The sequence below is a fragment of the Mycobacterium sp. NGS64 genome (genome assembly GCF_059812245.1).
Window position 1 is genome coordinate 913,729 of the sequence record NZ_JCALCI010000001.1, and the last position, 19,756, is coordinate 933,484.

Genomic DNA, 19,756 nt, shown 5'->3' on the forward strand with positions numbered 1-19,756 from the left:
ATGAGCTGTCGGGGGTTTTTTCTTGCGCAGCAACGAAACTTCGAAGAGTGAATAGGACCCAAAGACAGTGAGCGCTCCCACCAGGCCACCCGCCACGCAGGCGCAGGATCCGGCCAGCGTCGCCACGGACGCCGTGAAACCCACCGCAAAGACCCCGGCCGCTCAGCCGAAACGCGTTGGCCCGGAACAACTTACCGGTGCCCAGTCGGTGATCCGGTCGCTGGAGGAGCTCGACGTCGAGGTCATCTTCGGGATACCCGGCGGCGCCGTGCTGCCGGTCTACGACCCGCTGTTCGACTCGAAAAAGCTGCGCCACGTGCTGGTTCGGCACGAGCAGGGCGCCGGCCACGCCGCCAGCGGCTACGCGCACGCCACCGGCAAGGTCGGCGTCATGATGGCGACCTCGGGTCCCGGCGCCACCAACCTGGTCACCCCGCTGGCCGACGCCCAGATGGACTCGATCCCCGTCGTCGCCATCACCGGGCAGGTCGGGCGTGGATTGATCGGCACCGACGCCTTCCAGGAGGCCGACATCTCGGGCATCACGATGCCGATCACCAAGCACAACTTCCTGGTCCGCTCCGGCGACGAGATCCCCCGGGTGCTGGCCGAGGCCTTCCACATCGCCCGCTCGGGACGTCCGGGCGCGGTGCTCGTCGACATCCCCAAGGACGTGCTGCAGGGACAGTGCACGTTCAGCTGGCCCCCACGGATGGACCTGCCCGGCTACAAGCCGAACACCAAGCCGCACAACCGGCAGGTCCGGGAGGCCGCCAAGCTGATCGCGGCCGCGCGCAAACCGGTGCTGTACGTGGGCGGCGGGGTCATCCGCGGCGAGGCGACCGAGCAACTGCGCGAGCTGGCCGAGCTGACCGGCATCCCGCTGGTCACCACCCTGATGGCGCGCGGCGCCTTCCCCGACAGCCATCCGCAGAACCTGGGCATGCCCGGCATGCACGGCACCGTGGCCGCGGTGGCGGCGCTACAACGCAGCGACCTGCTGATCGCGCTGGGCACCCGGTTCGACGACCGGGTGACCGGCAAGCTGGACTCCTTCGCCCCCGAGGCCAAGGTCATCCACGCCGACATCGACCCCGCCGAGATCGGCAAGAACCGGCACGCCGACGTGCCGATCGTCGGCGACGTGAAGGCCGTCATCACCGACCTCATCGCGATGCTGCAGCACCATGACGTCCCGGGTCACATCGAGATGACGGATTGGTGGGCGTATCTGCACAGCGTCCAGTCCACCTACCCGCTGAGCTACGGCCCGCAGAGTGACGGCAGCCTGAGCCCGGAGTACGTGATCGAGAAGCTGGGCGAGATCGCCGGCCCGGACGCGGTGTACGTCGCCGGCGTCGGCCAGCACCAGATGTGGGCCGCGCAGTTCATCTCGTATGAAAACCCGCGCACCTGGCTCAATTCCGGCGGGCTGGGCACGATGGGCTTCGCCATCCCGGCGGCCATGGGCGCCAAGATCGCCCGCCCGGACGCCGAGGTCTGGGCGATCGACGGCGACGGCTGCTTCCAGATGACCAACCAGGAGCTGGCCACCTGCGCCATCGAGGGCGCGCCGATCAAGGTGGCGCTGATCAACAACGGCAACCTCGGCATGGTGCGCCAATGGCAGACGCTGTTCTACCAGGAGCGCTACTCGCAGACCGACCTGGCCACGCACTCACACCGGATCCCGGACTTCGTGAAGCTGGCCGAGGCGCTGGGCTGCGTCGGATTGCGTTGCGAGCGTGAGGAAGACGTCGTCGACGTGATCAACCAGGCGAGGGCGATCAACGACCGCCCGGTGGTGATCGACTTCATCGTCGGCGCCGACGCGCAGGTGTGGCCGATGGTCGCCGCCGGCACCAGCAACGACGAGATCCAGGCCGCCCGCGGCATCCGCCCGTTGTTCGACGACGAAAGCGAAGGGCACGCCTGATGAACACGCACACGCTGTCGGTGTTGGTGGAGGACAAGCCCGGTGTGCTCGCCCGCGTGGCGGCGCTGTTCTCGCGGCGCGGCTTCAACATCGAGTCGCTGGCCGTCGGCGCGACCGAGCAGAAGGACATGTCGCGGATGACCATCGTGGTCTCCGCCGAGGAGACCCCGCTCGAGCAGATCACCAAGCAGCTCAACAAGCTGATCAACGTGATCAAGATCATCGAGCAGGACGACGACAACTCGGTGTCCCGGGAGTTGTCGCTGATCAAGGTGCGGGCCGACGCCGGCACCCGTAGCCAGGTCATCGAGGCGGTGAACCTGTTCCGCGCCAAGGTGATTGACGTGTCACCGGAATCGCTGACCATCGAGGCCACCGGTGACCGCGGCAAGATCGAGGCGTTCCTGCGCGTGCTGGAGCCCTTCGGGATCCGCGAAATCGCCCAATCCGGAATGGTGTCGCTATCCCGCGGTCCGCGCGGTATCGGCACGGCCAAATAGCAAAACAAGGAGAAAGTTCACCGTGGCATTAGAGATGTTCTACGACGACGACGCAGACCTCACGATCGTCCAGGGCCGCAAGGTCGGCGTCATCGGGTACGGCAGCCAGGGGCACGCGCACTCGCTGAGCCTGCGCGACTCGGGCGTGCAGGTGCGCGTCGGGCTCAAGGAGGGTTCGAAGTCCCGGGCCAAGGTTGAAGAGCAGGGCCTGGACGTCGACACCCCCGCCGAGGTCGCCAAGTGGGCCGACGTCATCATGCTGCTGGCCCCCGACACCGCGCAGGCCGACATCTTCAAGAACGACATCGAGCCGAACCTGAAGGCCGGGGACGCTTTGTTTTTCGGGCACGGGCTCAACATCCACTTCGACTTGATCAAGCCGCCCGCCGACGTCACCGTCGCGATGGTCGCCCCCAAGGGGCCCGGCCACCTGGTGCGGCGCCAGTTCGTCGACGGCAAGGGCGTGCCCTGCCTGATCGCCGTCGACCAGGACCCGACCGGCCAGGGCGAGGCGCTGGCCCTGTCGTACGCCAAGGCCATCGGCGGCACCCGGGCCGGCGTCATCAAGACGACCTTCAAGGACGAGACCGAGACCGACCTGTTCGGTGAGCAGGCCGTGTTGTGCGGTGGCACAGAGGAATTGGTGAAGGCCGGTTTCGACGTGATGGTCGAGGCGGGCTACCCACCGGAGATGGCGTACTTCGAGGTGCTGCACGAGCTCAAGCTGATCGTCGACCTGATGTACGAGGGCGGCATCGCCCGGATGAACTACTCGGTGTCCGACACCGCGGAGTTCGGCGGCTACCTGTCCGGCCCGCGCGTCATCGACGCCGGTACCCGGGACCGGATGCGGGATATCCTGCGCGACATCCAGAATGGCGAGTTCGTCAAGAAGCTGGTCGCCAACGTCGAGGGCGGCAACAAGCAACTCGAGCAGCTGCGCAAGGAGAACGCCGAGCACCCCATCGAGGTCACCGGCAAGAAGCTGCGCGACCTGATGAGCTGGGTCGACCGCCCGATCACCGAGACGGCGTAACTTCTGGCGGCGCGGGGCGCCGCTCGAGCGCCCCGCCGCCAGCGACGGCCACCACCCGGCGGCCCAGGTGGTCAAGCGTTCTGTGTGGCTTCGCCGAAACGTAAACGGCTGCGGCCGTTTTGGCGTGTCGTGTACGTAGGTTAAGTGTCGCGAGGGTTGCGGTCTAGTCCCGCGACGTCGACTCGCACGGTGAGAAACTGGGCACCGACCGCGGCGACGGCCATGCTGTTGACACGTGGCAACGTGCGCAGCCGGGCTTTGGCATCGTCGTCGTACATCAGGACGGCGGTGCCGGAGTACCACCGGCCCCGAACACGCACCCGGACTTGCGGATTCGCCTTGATGTTGCGCACATACTGAGAGCGTTCGCCGAACTCCGACACCATCCAGAATTGGCCGTTCACCATTCGGCCCCCGACCGGTGTCCGACGGGGTCGACCCGTGTTCCGTCCCGTGGTCTCCAACAAGCTCATGGTCGGAACCCGTCGCATGAGCGGGTTGAAAAACCATCTCTGGGATCGATTGATCAGCCGGTCCCGAAGCGTGGGCATCGCAGTTCTCCTTGTCATCACGGGCGTCTCATTGGGCGGGCTCTTGAACACTGACGCTTGCAATGGCTTTTGGGTAGTGTCCTAAACGACAGGTATCAGGAGATTCTGGCCATGCATCGAGTTGCGGTAATCGCTGTCCCGCCCGTGACGCCCTTTGATTTGTCGATTCCCGACTTGATCTTGGGCAATGCGGAGGTCGACAACCGATCCGCTTACAAGGTCACCATGTGCACGGCCGAACCCGGCCTGGTCGCAACGACGGGCAGCCTGGGTGTGAGCGTGGATCACGGATTGGAGGCCATCCGTTCCGCTGACACGGTGATTGTCACCGGAACGGGCAACCGCGAACGGGTGGACGGCCGCGTGCTCGACGCGCTGCGCCGCGCCGCCACGCGCGACAAGCGCATCGCTTCGATCTGCACGGGCGCGTTCGTGCTCGCGGAGGCTGGCCTGCTCGATGGGAGAACCGCCACCACGTATTAGGCCCTATTCCGACGAGTTCCGACGTCGGTATCCGCGGGTACAACTTCGGGCTGACGTCCTCTACGTCGATGATGGCATGATCCTGACCTCCGCCGGCCTGGCGGCGGGAATCGATCTGTGCCTTCACCTCATTCGTCGTGATTTCGGCGCGCGCGTCGCCAATGCGGTTGCGCGGCGCGCCGTGGTGGCCCCGATCCGACCGGGCGGGCAAGCGCAATTTGTCGAGACGGCTGTAGCCGACGGTGCCCGTGACTCGTTGGCACGAACCCGCGCATGGGCTCTCCGACAGTTGGACCGGCCACTGTCGCTGGAGGACGTTGCCGACCACGCCGGCATGAGCGTGCGCAACCTAAGCCGGCGCTTCAAGGCCGAAACGGGGCAGAGCCCGCTGCAATGGCTGCTTTACCAACGAATCGATCGGGCGCGCGAGCTGCTCGAGTCGACGGCGCTGCCGGTCGGTCAGGTGGCCGCGCGATCCGGCCTGGGGACCGCGGATTCGCTGCGCAAGCACATGGTCCGCCGGCTGGGTGTGCCTCCCAGCTTGTACCGGGCCACCTTCTCCCGCCTGACAACCGGGTGAATGTGATCAGCGAGAGGGCGTCTCTTGGCCGATTCTCGCAACAGTTTTACGCTCGGCGCGGGGCGCCGCTCAGGAACCCAGCCGGTCGGCGACGGCGACCACCCGGCGGGCCAGGTGGTCCAGGGCGTTATTCGTGGGCTCGTCGAATTCGTTGATGTTGTCGTGGGTGGACACCAGGCTCACCCCGTACGGGTTGCCGTCGACGAACTTGACCGGATCGGTGTAACCCGGCGGCACGATGATGCCCCCGAAATGCATCAGCGTGTAGTAGAGCGCGACGAGCGTGGTCTCCTGGCCGCCGTGCAGCGTGTTGGACGACGTGAAAGCGGCGTAGACCTTGTCGGCAAGCTTGCCTTCGGCCCACAGCCCGCCCAGCGAGTCCAGGAAGGCGCGCAATTGCGCGGCGGGCGAACCGAACCGGGTCGGCGAGCCGAAGATCACCGCGTCGGCCCAGACGATGTCGTCGCCGGTGGCGGCCGGAAGGTCCTTGGTCGCTTGGTAATTCGCGGTCCACGCCGGGTTGTGCGCGAACGATTCCGGGTCGTGGGTCTCGGCGACGTGCCGCAGGCGCACCTCGGCGCCCGCCGACTCGGCCGCCGCGGCGACGCGTTTGGCCATCGCGGTGCCGTGACCGGTGGCCGAGTAGTAGATGATCGCGAGTTTGGTCACGGTGTCAGCTTAGGCACGCCCAACTTGCTGGAAACCCAAGGGCAGCCGGTTTAAGTTGGATGATCGGGAGTTGATTCGCGTCTGGGCGCACTGCACCTTCCGACCAACCAGATGGGGGCGTCATGGCCGACGGGTCCGGTAACCCGATGGGGCTGAACGACACCGGACGTGTCGAGGCCTTCAGCGACGGTGTGTTCGCGATCGTCGTCACCTTGCTCGTGCTGGATCTGAAGGAGCCCGAACATGCTCCGGGCGAACTGCTCGACGGCCTCGCCCGACAGTGGCCCGCGTACCTTGGCTACTTCGCGTCCTTCACCTTCGTCGGGGTGATCTGGCTCAATCACCATCAAGCATTCGTTGCGATCCAGCGTGTGGACATGGGCGTGAATTTGGCGAACCTCGCGCTGCTGTTCACCACTGCTTTGATTCCGTTTCCCACCGCGGTGCTCTCCCGGGCGTTGATCACCGGGGTCGACAGCGCGGACGCGCGGACCGCGGTGGCGCTGTACGCGGGCATAGCTACCGCAATGTGCGCTAGTTGGCTACTTCTTTATGATCAGGTTCACCGCCGTCGTGGCGCGCTCGTCGAAGCCGGAATCGACCAGCGAGCCTTCGCGGCCAATCGGATCCGTGCGGTGGCGGGGATCGCGGCTTATGTGACTGCAGGTCTGATCGGGGCGTTGTGGCTCCCGGCGGCAGCACTGGTCGTTTTCGCCGTCATGCCGATTTTCTATGCGCTCACAACCGGACGAATCAAATCCCAGGGGCCAGGTTAGGCAGGCCCAGGCCAAACTCGCGGCGCAACAAGGTGCGCGCGGCGTAATAGCCGGACATGCCATGCACGCCGCCGCCGGGCGGGGTGGCCGCCGAGCACAGGTACACCTTGGGAATCGGTGTGCTCCAAGGGTTTAGCCGCGGTGTGGGACCGGCGATCGCGCGCCAGGCGGAATTTCCGCCCATCCCGATGTCGCCGCCGACGTAGTTGGCGTTGTGGTCGGCCATCCGGGCGGCAGGCACGGCGCGGGCCGCCACCACGATGTCGCGGAAGCCGGGCGCGAACCGCTCGACGATCTCGGTGACGGCCTCGGTCGCGTCGACGGTGGAACCCGACGACACGTGGGCGTAGGTCCAGAACGGGCGGCGGCCCACGATGTCGATGCGGCCGGGGTCCGCGATGTGCGGCGACGCGGCCAGCACCATCGGCCACTGCGCGTGACGCCCGGCGGCGATGTCGGCCTCGGCCCGCGCCATCTGCTCGCGGGTGCCGCCCAGGTGAAGCGTCGGCGCCCGCCCCAGCCGCGCGTCGGCCCAGGGGATGTCCTCGCTGAGCACGAAGTCGACCTTGGTGACGCCGGGGCCAAAGGTGTAGCGGCGCAACGCCTTCGCATAGCGCTCGGGAAGCGCGTCCCCGTAGATGCGCAGCAGCGCCGTCGGCGCGGTGTCGAACGCGACGACCCCGCCGGGCGCCCGCGTGACCTCGGTGCCGGCCGTGAGCTCGCCGCCGTGCGCGCGCAGGTCGGCGATCAGCGCGTCGGTGATCGCCTGGCTGCCCCCCACCGGGATCGGCCACCCGACCGAATGCGCGAGGGTGGCCAGCATCAACCCGGCCCCGGCGGCCGTCAACGACGGCATCCGCGAAATCACATGCGCGGCAACGCCGGTGAACAGGGCACGTGCGTCCTCTCCGGATAGGAAGCCGAGCAGCGACCCCCAGGCGGGCGTGCCCTGCGCCAACATCCGAACGCCGAGTTGCACCGCAGACGGCAGCGACCCCGGCACCGATCGTTTGTCGCCGAGCAGCAACCCCACGACGGCGCCGGAATGCTCGACCAGCGGGCCGAGCAGGCGCCGCCACGACGCGCCGTCCTCCAGTTCCGCGCAGGTGCGCTCGAGATCCCGGTAGGCGATGACGGCCGGGCGGCCCGGCAGCGGGTTGGCGTAGGAAATCTCCGGGACCGCCAGTTGCACGCCGCGCGCGGGCAGGTCGAACGCCGCGAAAAACGGCGACGCCAGCGCCAGCGGGTGAACCGCCGAGCACACGTCGTGTAAGACTCCCGGAGAATCTGGGTCGGGCGCGGTGCGCGCGCCGCCGCCGAAGGTCGGTTGGGCCTCGATGACCTGGACTTTCAGCCCCGCACGGGCGCAGATGACGGCCGTGGTGAGCCCGTTGGGTCCGCTGCCGACGACGGTGACGTCCACCCGTCAATTACAGCCGATAGGCTGTCCGGGTGAATCTGCCTGTTGTACTTATTGCCGACAAACTCGCCGAATCAACCGTCGCCGCGCTGGGGGACCAGGTCGAGGTGCGTTGGGTGGATGGCCCGGACCGGCCCAAGCTGCTGGCCGCCGTCCCCGAGGCGGACGCGCTGCTGGTGCGGTCGGCCACCACCGTCGACGCCGAGGTGCTGGCGGCCGCCCCCAAGCTGAAGATCGTGGCCCGCGCCGGGGTCGGCCTGGACAACGTCGACGTCGACGCCGCGACCGCGCGCGGGGTGCTGGTGGTGAACGCCCCCACGTCGAACATCCACAGCGCCGCCGAGCACGCGATGGCGCTGCTGCTGGCCGCGGCCCGCCAGATCGCGGCGGCCGACGCTACGCTGCGGGAGCACACCTGGAAGCGGTCGAAGTTCTCCGGCACCGAAATCTTCGGCAAGACCGTCGGCGTCGTCGGGCTGGGCCGCATCGGCCAGCTGTTCGCGCAACGGATCGCGGCCTTCGGCACCCACGTCGTCGCCTACGACCCGTACCTGGCGCCGGCCCGCGCCGCGCAGCTCGGCATCGAGCTGCTGTCCCTGGACGACCTGCTGGCCCGCGCCGACTTCATCTCGGTGCACCTGCCGAAGACACCGGAGACGGCGGGCCTGATCGACAAGGAGGCGCTGGCGAAGACCAAGCCCGGCGTCATCATCGTCAACGCCGCGCGCGGCGGCCTGGTCGACGAGGCGGCGCTGGCCGACGCGATCAACAGCGGGCACGTCCGCGCCGCCGGCCTCGACGTGTTCGCCACCGAACCGTGCACGGACAGCCCGCTTTTCGAGCTGCCGCAGGTGGTGGTGACGCCGCATCTGGGGGCCTCCACCGCCGAGGCGCAGGACCGGGCCGGCACCGACGTCGCCGAAAGCGTGCGGTTGGCGCTGGCGGGGGAGTTCGTTCCCGACGCCGTCAACGTCGGCGGCGGCGTGGTCAGCGAGGAGGTGTCGCCCTGGCTGGACCTGGTACGCAAGCTCGGGGTGCTGGCGGCCGCACTGTCCGGCGAGGTTCCGGTGTCGTTGTCGGTGCAGGTGCGCGGCGAGCTCGCCTCGGAAGATGTTGAGGTGCTTAAGCTTTCGGCGCTGCGCGGGCTGTTCTCGGCGGTCATCGACGAACCGGTGACGTTCGTCAACGCGCCGGCGCTGGCCGCCGAGCGGGGCGTCTCCGCCGAGATCACCACCGCATCCGAAAGCCCCAACCACCGCAGCGTCGTCGACGTGCGGGCCGTCGCCCACGACGGCTCGTGCGTGAACGTCGCGGGCACGCTGTCCGGGCCGCAGCTGGTGGAGAAGATCGTCCAGATCAACGGCCGCAACTTCGACCTGCGGGCCCAGGGCACCAACCTGGTGATCAACTACGCCGACCAACCCGGGGCGTTGGGCAAGATCGGTACGCTGCTGGGCTCTGCCGGCGTGAACATCCAGGCGGCGCAGCTGTCCGAGGACGCCGAGGGGCCCAGCGCGACGGTCCTGCTGCGGCTGGACCAGGACGTGCCCAAGGACGTCCGGTCGGCGATCTCGGCGGCCGTCGGCGCCAACAAGCTGGAAGTGGTTGACCTATCGTGAAACTCGCTGTGATCGGTGGCGACGGGATCGGGCCGGAGGTGGTCGCCGAGGCCGTCAAAGTCCTCGACGCCGTCGTGCCGAACGTCGAAAAGACCAGCTACGACTTGGGCGCCCGTCGTTTCCACGCCACCGGCGAGCTGCTGCCGGACTCGGTGCTCGCCGAGTTGCGCCAGCACGACGCCATCCTGCTCGGGGCGGTCGGCGACCCGTCGGTGCCCAGCGGCGTCCTGGAGCGAGGTCTGTTGCTGCGCCTGCGCTTTGAGCTCGACCACCACGTCAACCTGCGACCGGGCCGGCTGTACAAGGGGGTGAGCAGTCCGCTCGCGGGAAACCCCGAGATCGACTTCGTGGTGGTGCGCGAGGGCACCGAGGGCCCCTACACCGGCAACGGCGGCGCGGTCCGCGCCGGGACGCCCAACGAAGTCGCCACCGAGGTCAGCGTCAACACCGCGTTCGGCGTGCGCCGCGTGGTGCGCTACGCGTTCGAGAAGGCCCGGCTGCGCCGCAACCACCTGACGCTGGTGCACAAGAACAACGTGCTGACGTTCGCGGGGAAGCTGTGGACGCGGGTCGTCGCCGAGGTCGGCGCGGAATATCCCGACGTCGAGGTCGCCTACCAACATGTCGACGCCGCCACCATCTTCATGGTCACCGACCCCGGGCGGTTCGACGTGATCGTCACCGACAACCTGTTCGGCGACATCATCACCGACCTGTCCGCGGCGGTGTGCGGCGGAATCGGCTTGGCCGCCAGCGGAAATATCGACGCCACCCGGGCCAATCCGTCGATGTTCGAGCCGGTGCACGGCAGCGCCCCCGACATCGCCGGTCAGGGCATCGCGGACCCGACCGCGGCGATCATGTCGGTGGCGCTGCTGCTTTCCCATCTGGGCGAGGACGCTGCGGCCGCCCGGGTGGATGGGGCCGTCGAGACCTATCTGGCAACTCGTGGGAGCGAACCGCGCGCCACCACCGAAGTCGGCGAACGGATCGCAGCCGCGCTCTAGTTTCCAGGCCGGGCGGCAGCAGCCGAATCGGCACCAAGGGCACCGCCGCCAGCGGGAACAACCCGCAGAGCAGCCACGCCGACGGGTATCTCGCCGCGCCGATCAGCACACCGAACAGCGGGGGACCGACGGCCGCCATCACGCGCTGGGTGGTGTTCTGGATGCCCAGGGCGCGCCCGCTCCAAAACGGCCCGGCGAACTCGGTGATGGCGGTCGCCTCCAGGCCGTTGTCGAGCACGGCGAACACCGAGATGGCGACCATCAGTGGGATGTCGAACCGCGAGTCGAGCTGGTCGGAAAGTGCCAACAGAAACAGGGTCAACGCGGCGACGGCCGCGATGACGGCGACCGGTTGCATGCGTGAGCCGATGCGATCCGACCAGCGGCCCACCGCAATGCGGCCGACCGCGCCGAGCAGCTGCGACAGGGTGACCAGCCCGCCGGCGGCGGCGACCGACCAGTGGTGGTGGTTCATCAGCCAGACCAGCATGAACGTGACGGTGACCGTTTGCGGCATCATCAGCAGGCCCGCGACGGCGTGGATTCGCCACAGCACCGACGACCCGCGGTACGGGCTGGCCAGCTCCGCCTTGGTCGCCGTCTCCCGGGGCTTGCGCACCGGGTCGACGATGCCGACCACGCTCGCCAGCGCCGACGCCGTGCACATCAGCGCCGGAAACATCAGCCCGGCATGCACGCCGCGCTCCGCCAGTTCGGGCATGACCAGCGCGCCCGCCGCGATGCCCAGCGGCTGCGCGGTCTGCCGGATGCCCATCGCGAGGCCGCGCTGCTGCGGGGGGAACCACGCGGACACCAGCCTGCCGCCGGCGGTGTTGCAACTCGCGGCGGCCATGCCGCCCAGGAACAGATAGACGGCGACCCACACCATCGAGTGCACCGACGCCGCGGCGTAGGCGGCGGCCGCGGTGAGACCCGAGCCCAGCGTCAGCACCAGCCGCTCGCCGACGCGGTCCAGCACATAGCCCCACGCGATGAGCGTGACCACCATGCCCCAGCTCGGCATCGACGCAAGCAGGCCGGCCTCGGCCAGCGGGGTGCCACGCGTGGCTTCCAGCGACGGGATCAGGAAGGCGACGCCGTTGATGAATAGGAAGGAGCTGGTCGTCACGAACAGCGAGACGATCATGATCGACCATCGCTTGCCGGCGCCGACAGCGCCAGGGTGCCCCTTGGGCATCAGTCCATGCTTACACACGGCCGGCACCGGTTGTGGGAGCCGCTCGCGGCCATCACTAGGCTTCTGCGAATGCGCCTCGGTCGAATCGCCAGCCCGGACGGTGTCGCCTTCGTCAGCATCGAGGGCGAACTCGACGATCCCGCCGCACTGACCGCCCAGGAGATCGCCGAGCACCCGTTCGGCACCCCGACCTTCACCGGACGATCGTGGCCGTTGGCCGACGTCCGGCTGCTGGCGCCGATGCTGGCCGGCAAGGTGGTCTGCATCGGCAAGAATTACGCCGATCACATCGCGGAGATGAGCAGCTTCGCGACGGGCCCAGCGGCCGCGGACCCGATCATTTTCCTCAAGCCCAACACCGCGATCATCGGGCCCAACGTGCCGATTCGACTGCCCGCCAACGCATCACCGGTGCACTTCGAGGGCGAGCTGGCGGCCGTCATCGGCCGGCCCTGCAAGGACGTGACGGCCGCCCATGCAGCCGAGAACATCCTTGGCTACACCATCGCCAATGACGTGTCGGCGCGCGACCAACAAAAGGCCGACGGCCAATGGACCCGCGCCAAGGGCCATGACAGCTTCTGCCCCGTCGGGCCATGGATCGTCACCGATGTCGACCCGGCGGACCTCGAACTGCGCACCGAGGTCAACGGCGAGGTGAAGCAACACAGCCGCACCTCGCTGATGATCCACGACGTGGGCGCCATCGTGGAATGGATCTCGGCCGTGATGACGCTGCTGCCCGGCGATCTCATCCTCACCGGCACGCCGGCCGGCGTCGGGCCCATCGAGGACGGCGACACGGTCTCCATCAGCGTCGAGGGAATCGGCACCCTCACCAATCCCGTTGTCCGAAAAGGAAAGTCGTGACAGTTCGAGTCCGGTTCTGCCCCTCGCCCACCGGCACCCCGCACGTCGGGATGGTGCGCACCGCGCTGTTCAACTGGGCCTACGCGCGACACACCGGCGGCACCTTCGTCTTTCGCATCGAGGACACCGACGCGGCGCGCGACACCGAGGAAAGCTACCTGGCGCTGCTCGACGCGCTGCGCTGGCTCGGCCTCGACTGGGACGAGGGGCCGGAGGTGGGCGGGCCCTACGGGCCGTACCGGCAGTCGCAGCGCGGCGAGATCTACCGCGACGTGGTGGCGCAGCTGCTCGAGGCCGGCGAGGCCTACTACGCCTTCTCCACGCCGGAGGAGGTCGAGGCGCGGCACATCGCCGCGGGCCGAAACCCCAAGCTGGGCTACGACAACTTCGACCGGCAGCTGACCGATTCGCAGCGCGCGGCGTTCCTCGCCGAGGGCCGTAAGCCGGTGGTACGGCTGCGCATGCCCGACGAAGACATCGGGTGGGACGACCTGGTGCACGGCACCACCACCTTCGCGGCGGGCAGCGTGCCCGACTTCGCGCTGACCCGCGCGAGCGGAGATCCCTTGTATACGTTGGTCAACCCGCTCGACGACGCGCTGATGAAGATCACCCACGTGCTGCGCGGCGAGGACCTGCTGTCGTCCACCCCGCGCCAGCTGGCGCTGTATGGGGCGCTGACGCGGATCGGTGTGGCCGAGCGCACACCGCAATTCGCGCACCTGCCAATCGTGTTGGGCGAGGGAACCAAGAAGCTGTCCAAGCGCGACCCGCAGTCGAACCTGTTCGCGCACCGCGACCGGGGCTTCATCCCCGAGGGCCTGCTGAATTACCTTGCGCTGCTGGGCTGGGCGATCGCCGACGACCACGACCTGTTCAGCCTGGACGAAATGGTGGCCGCCTTCGACGTCGTCGACGTCAACTCCAATCCGGCCCGGTTCGACCAGAAGAAGGCCGACGCGCTCAACGCCGAGCACATCCGGATGCTCGACGTCGCCGACTTCACCGCCAGGCTGCGCGACTACTTCGACGCGCACGGCCACGACACCGGGCTGGATGACGCCGGATTCGCCGAGGCCGCCGAGCTGGTGCAGACGCGCATCGTCGTCCTGAGCGACGCGTGGGACCTGCTGAAGTTCCTCAACGACGACGAGTACGCGATCGAGGAGAAGGCCGCCGCCAAGGAGCTCGGCCCGGACGGCGCCGCGGTTTTGGACGCCGCGCTGACGGCGCTGGACCGCGTGACCGACTGGACTACCGAGCGCATCGAGGCCGCGCTCAAGGCCGCGCTCATCGACGGCCTGGCGCTCAAACCGCGCAAGGCGTTCGGCCCGATCCGCGTCGCCGCGACGGGAACAACGATCAGCCCGCCGCTGTTCGAATCACTCGAACTACTGGGCCGCGAGCGCAGCATGGCGCGGTTGCGGGGCGCGCGCGACGGGGCGGTCTGAGTTTTTGGTAGTCTGCACAGCGGTTTACAAAGGCCGACGACGGCCGGCCACGACGGCGCGGGACACCGCAGGACCGTTGTGACCAGCGGTTTTAGGCAGCCAATGGGGTATGGTGTAATTGGCAACACAGCTGATTCTGGTTCAGCCATTCTAGGTTCGAGTCCTGGTACCCCAGCAAGATCGCGGCACGGCTTGCGATTAGGTCGCCCTTCTCGGGTGAGCTATGCTGGCAGCTCGGATCGGTTCAGGCCCCGTCGTCTAGCGGCCTAGGACGCCGCCCTCTCACGGCGGTAGCGTGGGTTCGAATCCCATCGGGGCTACACATAATTACTGGCCGGTCCCCAGCACGGCCGGGGCGGTCGACCCGCCTACCGGCATGGGTGGCAATCCGAGCTTGCGGTGATCCCACGAGCGCGCGCGGCGGGCCACGATGCGCACGCACACCCGCTTGTTCATCATCTGCTCGACGAAGGGTTTCATCTCGTCGGTGTAGGGGCCGGTGTAGCGCTCGAACACGCTGACGCCCACCCGGTGCGCAACGTCGGGATCGTCGACGATCTCCGCGACGCCCTCGAACGACACCCCGCGCAGCGTGTCGTAGGTGTCGCCGTCCTCGATCAGAAAGCTCACCCGTGGATCGCGGGTGAGGTTCACCGCCTTCTGCGACTTGGCCTTGGTCTCGAGCCAGACCTCGCCGTCGACGACGGCGTACCACATGGCGGTCAGGTGCGGCTGGCCGTCGGGCCCGACGGTGGCGAGTGTTCCGGTGCGGCTCGTGACGACGAAATCGGCGATCTCGTCCTCCGACATGACGATGCTCGCGCGCTGATTGGTTCCCATGGCCGTCAGTTTGTCAGGCGGGTTGCGGGTGAGTGTGCGGTGGTGGCTTTCGGTGTGCGCTGAGGGCGGGGAATGTGCAACGTTGGCGCCCTGGATGCACACGCGCCGCGGGACTAGAGCCGGCGGGTGAGCGCCTCGGCGGCGGACAGCAGATCGGCGGCCCAGCGGGCCCCGGGCCGGCGCCCGATGCGATCGACGGGCCCCGACACCGATATCGCGGCGATGACGACACCGCGGCCGTCACGCACCGGCGCCGACACGCTCGCCACCCCGGGCTCGCGCTCGGCGACGCTTTGCGCCCAACCGCGCCGGCGCACTTCGGCCAGGGCCCGGTCGGTGAACTTCGCGGTCGGCAGCACGGCCTTCTGGACGGTGGCGTCGGCGTAGGCGAGTAGGACTTTGGCCCCCGAGCCCGCCGTCATCGGCAGGCGCGCCCCGACCGGAACCGTATCGCGAAGACCCGCAGCCGGTTCCAGGGCGGCCACGCACACCCGCGACGTGCCCTCGCGGCGATACAACTGCACGCTCTCGCCGGTGGTCTCGCGCAGGCCGGGCAGCACCGCCGCGCTCGCGGCCAGCAGCGGATCGTTGACGCGGCCGGCCAATTCGGTGACGGCCGGACCGAGTCGCCAACGCCCTTCGTCGTCGCGCGCCAACAGCCGATGAACTTCCAGCGCGGCCGCCAGCCGATAGGCGGTGGCCCGGGGCAACCCGGTCCGCTCGCACAGTTCGGCCAGCCCGCACGGGGATTCCGCGACCGTATGCAGCACGCCCACCGCTTTGTCGAGGACGCCGATGCCGCTATGCTGTCTCACAAGGAGATACTAACGTCTCGCATTCTGAGATGACAGCCGAAAGACCGGATAGGGGCGAATTCGATATGGGATCCGAAGCCAAGCCGCGCACCCTGGCCGAAAAGATTTGGGACGACCACGTTGTGGCGTCCGGCGGCGGCGCCGAACAAGCGGGGGCCCCTGACTTGATCTACATCGACCTGCATCTGGTGCACGAGGTCACCAGCCCGCAGGCGTTCGACGGCCTGCGCCTGGCCGGGCGGCCGGTGCGGCGCCCCGACCTGACGCTGGCCACCGAGGACCACAACGTGCCGACGATCGACATCGACAAGCCGATCGCCGATCCGGTGTCGCGCACCCAGGTCGAGACGTTGCGGCGCAACTGCGCGGAATTCGGCGTCCGGCTCTATCCGATGGGCGACATCGAACAGGGCATCGTGCACGTCGTCGGTCCGCAATTGGGGCTCACGCAGCCGGGGATGACGATCGTCTGTGGCGATAGTCACACGTCCACGCACGGCGCATTTGGCGCGCTGGCCATGGGGATTGGCACCTCGGAGGTGGAGCACGTGCTGGCCACCCAGACGCTGCCGCTGCGGCCGTTCAAGACGATGGCGGTCAACGTCGACGGGCAGTTGCCCGCCGGCGTGACCGCCAAGGACATCATCCTCGCGCTGATCGCGAAGATCGGCACCGGCGGTGGGCAGGGTCACGTCATCGAATACCGGGGCAGCGCCATCGAATCGCTGTCGATGGAAGGCCGGATGACGGTCTGCAACATGAGCATCGAAGCCGGCGCCCGGGCGGGCATGGTGGCGCCCGACGAGACCACGTACGAATTCTTGCGCGGCCGCCCGCACGCCCCGACCGGCGCGCAGTGGGACGCCGCGGTGCAGTACTGGCGGCAGTTGCGCACCGACCCCGGCGCCGTCTTCGACACCGAGGTTTACCTCGACGCGGCCTCGTTGAGCCCGTTCGTCACGTGGGGAACCAACCCCGGCCAGGGGGTGCCGCTGGGGGCGGCGGTGCCCGACCCCGAACTGATGGCCGACGACGGCGAGCGGCAGGCCGCCGAGAAAGCCTTGGCGTACATGGACCTTCGACCGGGCATGCCGATGCGCGAGATCGGCGTGGACGCCGTGTTCGTCGGCTCTTGTACCAATGGTCGTATCGAAGACCTGCGCGTGGTGGCCGACGTGTTGCGGGGGCGCAAGGTCGCCCCGGGGGTGCGGATGCTCGTCGTGCCGGGCTCGATGCGGGTGCGCGCGCAGGCCGAAGCCGAAGGGCTGGGCGAAGTTTTCACCGCCGCGGGCGCCGAGTGGCGCCAGGCGGGATGCTCGATGTGCCTGGGCATGAACCCCGATCAGCTGTCGCCGGGCGAGCGGTGCGCCGCCACGTCCAACCGCAACTTCGAAGGGCGGCAGGGCAAAGGGGGCCGCACCCACCTGGTATCGCCGGCCGTCGCCGCGGCCACCGCGGTGCGGGGCACGCTGTCCTCGCCGGCCGACTTGAACTCCAACTGATTTGAATCGAGGACGAAATGGAAGCCTTTCGCACCCACACCGGCATCGGAGTGCCGCTGCGGCGGTCCAATGTCGACACCGACCAGATCATTCCGGCGGTGTTCTTGAAGCGGGTAACCCGAACCGGTTTCGAGGACGGGTTGTTCGCCACGTGGCGCTCGGATCCCTCATTCGTGCTCAATCTCAGCCCCTTTGACCGCGGCTCGGTTCTGGTGGCCGGACCCGATTTCGGCACCGGCTCGTCGCGCGAGCACGCGGTGTGGGCGCTGATGGACTACGGGTTCCGGGTGGTCATCTCGTCTCGGTTTGGTGACATTTTCCGGGGCAACGCCGGCAAGGCGGGCCTGTTGGCGGCGGAAGTTTCTCAGGACGGCGTGGAACTGCTTTGGAAGCTCATCGAGGGCAGCCCGGGCTTGGAAATCACTGCCAATCTTCAAGATCGAAATATCACCGCCGGAACGACGGTGCTGCCGTTCAAGATTGACGACCACACCGCGTGGCGATTGCTCGAGGGTCTCGACGATATAGGCCTTACGCTGCGGAAACTCGACCAGATCGAGGCATTCGAGTCGGCGCGCCCGGAGTGGAAACCGCGCACTCTGCCCGCCTCCTGAAGGGTCGATCGGGACGGTGATTTCACCTCCGACCGTTTAGGTAGCCCGTCTTATTTTGGCCCCGCGCCACCGGTCAAGGGCGGCAACCGGATTGCGAAAAATTCGTTCGTTCCGTCCTGAAATTGCGCGTGGCTCTTGGAAATTTGCTGGGTGAGGGTTTACCGTGTTCGCAGTCGGTTCCCAAAAATGGGACCACTGGCTTCGGAGGGTTTGGATGAACAAAGCAGAGCTCATAGATGTGCTCACACAGAAATTGGGCTCGGACCGTCGGCAGGCGACCGCCGCCGTCGAGAATGTTGTCGACACCATTGTGCGCGCGGTGCACAAGGGCGACAGTGTGACCATTACCGGGTTCGGTGTCTTCGAACAGCGGAAGCGCGCGGCGCGGGTGGCCCGCAATCCGCGTACGGGCGAGACGGTAAAGGTGAAGCCGACATCGGTCCCGGCGTTCCGGCCCGGTGCCCAATTCAAAGCGGTTGTGTCTGGCGCACAGCGCCTCCCGGCGGAAGGACCTGCAGTGAAACGTGGTGTGGTAGCGGCCGGCGCAGCCAAGAAGGCGGCGAAGAAGGCTCCGGCGAAGAAGGCGGCGAGCAAGGCTCCGGCCAAGAAGGCCGCGGCCAAGAAGGCTCCGGCCAAGAAGGCCGCGGTGAAGAAGGCTCCGGCCAAGAAGGCCGCGACCAAGGCTCCGGCCAAGAAGGCCGCGGTGAAGAAGGCTCCCGCCAAGAAGGCCGCGGTGAAGAAGGCTCCCGCCAAGAAGGCCGCAACGAAGCGGGCTCCGGCCAAGAAGGCAGCGAGCAAGGCTCCGGCCAGGAAGGCTCCTGCCAAGAAGGCCGCCGCTCGGCGCGGTCGCCGGTAGGAAGCTCCAGACGCGGATACCCTTCGGGGTGGCGGCAACTGCCCCACCCGGAGGGTATTTGTGTGTCAGGCCCGCACGTTGGCGGCCAGCGCGCCGCCGATGTGGTCGGCCGCCACCAGGCGGCCGCCTGACAGGGACAGCACCCACGTGCTGCCCTTGTGGTTGCGCGATTTATCGGCGCGCACCCCGTCGCGTTCGCACCACCAGGCGATGAGGTCCGGAATCACCTTGCCCTGCGTGCAAATCACCGGGGTGTCTGCCTCCTCGGCGATGCGGAGCATCCGGTGGCGCGCGCGCTTGGGGCTCTTCGCGTACGACTCCTCGGTGAGGGCGGGCTCGTTGTGGACCGTCACACCGAGTTCCTCGGCGAGTGGTTCGACCGTCTGGTGACAGCGCAGCCGGTCCGCCGCATACACGTCGGTGGCGCCGAAGGCCAGCAGCTGGGGAACCAGTGCCTCGGCCTGCGCGCGTCCCCGCTTGTCGAGCGGGCGTTTGGTGTCGTCGCCTTTGAATCGTGATTTCCGGCCGGCGGTGCCATGCCGGACCACGAGCACGGTGCGCGTGTCTTCGGGCTGTTTTGCGAAGTGGCGCAACATCTTTCGATCGTGCGGGTAGGTGAGTCTGTCCTTCGCCTCGGCGACTGGCAGCCACACCAACTCATCGACCTCGCGTCCCGGCGTAAATTCGCCGCCGGTGTCGCGCGCCGCCCAGTAATAGACTTTCTTGACGCCCTGCTCGATCGGATAGCTCACCATGTCGAGCCGCCGTCCGAGGATGGCGCGGTGGCCCGTCTCCTCGAACACCTCGCGGACCGCCGCCACCGGGGCCGTCTCGCCGGGGTCCACCTTGCCCTTCGGCAGCGACCAGTCGTCGTAGCGGGGGCGGTGGATCACGGCCACCTCGAGGCTCGGGTCAGCCGGGTCGTCGCCGGCCCTGCGCCACAGCACCGCGCCCGCCGCGTACACGATCTTGCTTCCCGACCGCCGACCCGCCGATGAGGTCTGGTTCGACACCTAAACTCCTGCAGGTCAAT

Annotated in this window: 19 protein-coding genes, 2 tRNA genes and 1 pseudogene; 15 read left to right on the forward strand and 7 right to left on the reverse strand. The window is 68.0% G+C overall.

The features are described 5' to 3' along the window. Positions 1–67: 67 nt before the first annotated feature. From AC5Y4S_RS04550 to ilvC, 3 genes are read left to right on the forward strand one after another with little or no spacing between them, the layout of a single operon-like run. Positions 68–1,936: an acetolactate synthase large subunit gene (locus AC5Y4S_RS04550; protein WP_500030272.1), complete on the forward strand. Its 1,869-nt coding sequence runs from the start codon at positions 68–70 to the stop codon at positions 1,934–1,936. Next, positions 1,936–2,436 (forward strand): acetolactate synthase small subunit, encoded by a 501-nt coding sequence (gene ilvN / locus AC5Y4S_RS04555; protein WP_068127253.1) that lies wholly within the window; start codon positions 1,936–1,938, stop codon positions 2,434–2,436. Before AC5Y4S_RS04550 ends, ilvN begins: the two co-directional genes overlap by 1 nt. Positions 2,437–2,470: 34 nt before the next feature. Beyond that, positions 2,471–3,472, forward strand: a complete 1,002-nt coding sequence (gene ilvC / locus AC5Y4S_RS04560) for a ketol-acid reductoisomerase (RefSeq protein ID WP_500032152.1) — start codon at positions 2,471–2,473, stop codon at positions 3,470–3,472. A 140-nt stretch (positions 3,473–3,612) separates the two neighbouring features. Here ilvC and AC5Y4S_RS04565 read toward each other — a convergent pair whose 3' ends face one another. Next, positions 3,613–4,041, reverse strand: a complete 429-nt coding sequence (locus AC5Y4S_RS04565; RefSeq protein WP_500030279.1) for a nitroreductase/quinone reductase family protein — start codon at positions 4,039–4,041, stop codon at positions 3,613–3,615. 93 nt (positions 4,042–4,134) lie between these two features. On the opposite strand from AC5Y4S_RS04565, the gene AC5Y4S_RS04570 reads away from it, so the two are divergent. Together AC5Y4S_RS04570 and AC5Y4S_RS04575 are read left to right on the forward strand one after the other, a co-directional pair. Beyond that, positions 4,135–4,506, forward strand: coding sequence for a DJ-1/PfpI family protein (locus AC5Y4S_RS04570; protein ID WP_500030282.1), 372 nt, complete (start codon positions 4,135–4,137; stop codon positions 4,504–4,506). A gap of 76 nt (positions 4,507–4,582) precedes the next feature. After that, a complete protein-coding gene (locus AC5Y4S_RS04575) occupies positions 4,583–5,086 on the forward strand; it encodes a GlxA family transcriptional regulator (protein ID WP_500030286.1) in 504 nt (167 codons plus the stop codon). Between the two features lie 69 nt (positions 5,087–5,155). On the opposite strand, the gene wrbA is transcribed toward AC5Y4S_RS04575, so the two are convergent. Further along, positions 5,156–5,755 (reverse strand): NAD(P)H:quinone oxidoreductase, encoded by a 600-nt coding sequence (gene wrbA / locus AC5Y4S_RS04580; protein WP_500030290.1) that lies wholly within the window; start codon positions 5,753–5,755, stop codon positions 5,156–5,158. 122 nt (positions 5,756–5,877) lie between these two features. Here wrbA and AC5Y4S_RS04585 point away from each other — a divergent pair, with 122 nt between their 5' ends. Continuing rightward, complete coding sequence (locus tag AC5Y4S_RS04585; RefSeq protein ID WP_500030293.1) at positions 5,878–6,531, forward strand: TMEM175 family protein; 654 nt, start codon at positions 5,878–5,880, stop codon at positions 6,529–6,531. On the opposite strand, the gene AC5Y4S_RS04590 is transcribed toward AC5Y4S_RS04585, so the two are convergent. After that, positions 6,509–7,954 (reverse strand): phytoene desaturase family protein, encoded by a 1,446-nt coding sequence (locus AC5Y4S_RS04590; protein WP_500030295.1) that lies wholly within the window; start codon positions 7,952–7,954, stop codon positions 6,509–6,511. The genes AC5Y4S_RS04585 and AC5Y4S_RS04590 overlap by 23 nt on opposite strands. Positions 7,955–7,983: 29 nt before the next feature. Here AC5Y4S_RS04590 and serA point away from each other — a divergent pair, with 29 nt between their 5' ends. Further along, on the forward strand, positions 7,984–9,570 hold the full coding sequence (serA, locus tag AC5Y4S_RS04595) for a phosphoglycerate dehydrogenase (protein ID WP_500030297.1): 1,587 nt from the start codon (positions 7,984–7,986) through the stop codon (positions 9,568–9,570). After that, on the forward strand, positions 9,567–10,577 hold the full coding sequence (locus AC5Y4S_RS04600; RefSeq protein WP_500030302.1) for a 3-isopropylmalate dehydrogenase: 1,011 nt from the start codon (positions 9,567–9,569) through the stop codon (positions 10,575–10,577). Before serA ends, AC5Y4S_RS04600 begins: the two co-directional genes overlap by 4 nt. Positions 10,578–10,710: 133 nt before the next feature. Here AC5Y4S_RS04600 and AC5Y4S_RS04605 read toward each other — a convergent pair. Next, positions 10,711–11,775: pseudogene (locus AC5Y4S_RS04605) on the reverse strand (MFS transporter); the annotation flags it as partial. 69 nt (positions 11,776–11,844) lie between these two features. Between AC5Y4S_RS04605 and AC5Y4S_RS04610 the strand changes: the two are divergent. The 4 genes from AC5Y4S_RS04610 to AC5Y4S_RS04625 all read left to right on the forward strand — a co-directional run bounded on the left by AC5Y4S_RS04610 (position 11,845) and on the right by AC5Y4S_RS04625 (position 14,416). Beyond that, positions 11,845–12,645, forward strand: a complete 801-nt coding sequence (locus AC5Y4S_RS04610) for a fumarylacetoacetate hydrolase family protein (RefSeq protein WP_500030308.1) — start codon at positions 11,845–11,847, stop codon at positions 12,643–12,645. Next, the gene (gene gltX, locus AC5Y4S_RS04615) at positions 12,642–14,096 is read left to right on the forward strand and encodes a glutamate--tRNA ligase (protein WP_500030315.1); all 1,455 of its coding nucleotides are present in this window, start codon (positions 12,642–12,644) and stop codon (positions 14,094–14,096) included. Before AC5Y4S_RS04610 ends, gltX begins: the two co-directional genes overlap by 4 nt. Positions 14,097–14,199: 103 nt before the next feature. After that, a tRNA-Gln gene (locus AC5Y4S_RS04620) sits at positions 14,200–14,271 on the forward strand. Between the two features lie 72 nt (positions 14,272–14,343). Next, a tRNA-Glu gene (locus AC5Y4S_RS04625) sits at positions 14,344–14,416 on the forward strand. 7 nt (positions 14,417–14,423) lie between these two features. On the opposite strand, the gene AC5Y4S_RS04630 is transcribed toward AC5Y4S_RS04625, so the two are convergent. Then, positions 14,424–14,936 carry a pyridoxamine 5'-phosphate oxidase family protein gene (locus AC5Y4S_RS04630; RefSeq protein WP_500030317.1) on the reverse strand — a complete coding sequence of 171 codons (513 nt, stop codon included), beginning with the start codon at positions 14,934–14,936 and terminating at the stop codon, positions 14,424–14,426. A gap of 113 nt (positions 14,937–15,049) precedes the next feature. Beyond that, positions 15,050–15,751: an IclR family transcriptional regulator gene (locus AC5Y4S_RS04635; RefSeq protein WP_500030322.1), complete on the reverse strand. Its 702-nt coding sequence runs from the start codon at positions 15,749–15,751 to the stop codon at positions 15,050–15,052. 65 nt (positions 15,752–15,816) lie between these two features. Between AC5Y4S_RS04635 and leuC the strand changes: the two genes are divergently transcribed. The 3 genes from leuC to AC5Y4S_RS04650 all read left to right on the forward strand — a co-directional run bounded on the left by leuC (position 15,817) and on the right by AC5Y4S_RS04650 (position 18,723). Continuing rightward, positions 15,817–17,253 (forward strand): 3-isopropylmalate dehydratase large subunit, encoded by a 1,437-nt coding sequence (leuC, locus tag AC5Y4S_RS04640; RefSeq protein WP_500030327.1) that lies wholly within the window; start codon positions 15,817–15,819, stop codon positions 17,251–17,253. Between the two features lie 17 nt (positions 17,254–17,270). Next, on the forward strand, positions 17,271–17,867 hold the full coding sequence (gene leuD / locus AC5Y4S_RS04645; RefSeq protein ID WP_068102057.1) for a 3-isopropylmalate dehydratase small subunit: 597 nt from the start codon (positions 17,271–17,273) through the stop codon (positions 17,865–17,867). A 214-nt stretch (positions 17,868–18,081) separates the two neighbouring features. Beyond that, positions 18,082–18,723, forward strand: coding sequence for an HU family DNA-binding protein (locus AC5Y4S_RS04650; protein WP_500030334.1), 642 nt, complete (start codon positions 18,082–18,084; stop codon positions 18,721–18,723). 65 nt (positions 18,724–18,788) lie between these two features. On the opposite strand, the gene mutT1 is transcribed toward AC5Y4S_RS04650, so the two are convergent. Then, a complete protein-coding gene (gene mutT1 / locus AC5Y4S_RS04655) occupies positions 18,789–19,736 on the reverse strand; it encodes an 8-oxo-(d)GTP phosphatase MutT1 (protein ID WP_500030336.1) in 948 nt (315 codons plus the stop codon). Between the last annotated feature and the right edge of the window lie 20 nt (positions 19,737–19,756).

Coding starts and splice junctions, on each gene's coding strand:
- ilvN (WP_068127253.1), top strand. CDS start 1,936: ATGAACACGCACACGCTGTCGGTGTTGGTGGAGGACAAGCCCGGTGTG.
- ilvC (WP_500032152.1), top strand. CDS start 2,471: ATGTTCTACGACGACGACGCAGACCTCACGATCGTCCAGGGCCGCAAG.
- AC5Y4S_RS04565 (WP_500030279.1), bottom strand. CDS start 4,041: ATGACAAGGAGAACTGCGATGCCCACGCTTCGGGACCGGCTGATCAAT.
- AC5Y4S_RS04570 (WP_500030282.1), top strand. CDS start 4,135: ATGCATCGAGTTGCGGTAATCGCTGTCCCGCCCGTGACGCCCTTTGAT.
- AC5Y4S_RS04575 (WP_500030286.1), top strand. CDS start 4,583: ATGATCCTGACCTCCGCCGGCCTGGCGGCGGGAATCGATCTGTGCCTT.
- AC5Y4S_RS04585 (WP_500030293.1), top strand. CDS start 5,878: ATGGCCGACGGGTCCGGTAACCCGATGGGGCTGAACGACACCGGACGT.
- AC5Y4S_RS04610 (WP_500030308.1), top strand. CDS start 11,845: ATGCGCCTCGGTCGAATCGCCAGCCCGGACGGTGTCGCCTTCGTCAGC.
- AC5Y4S_RS04630 (WP_500030317.1), bottom strand. CDS start 14,936: ATGGGAACCAATCAGCGCGCGAGCATCGTCATGTCGGAGGACGAGATC.
- leuC (WP_500030327.1), top strand. CDS start 15,817: ATGGGATCCGAAGCCAAGCCGCGCACCCTGGCCGAAAAGATTTGGGAC.
- leuD (WP_068102057.1), top strand. CDS start 17,271: ATGGAAGCCTTTCGCACCCACACCGGCATCGGAGTGCCGCTGCGGCGG.
- AC5Y4S_RS04650 (WP_500030334.1), top strand. CDS start 18,082: ATGAACAAAGCAGAGCTCATAGATGTGCTCACACAGAAATTGGGCTCG.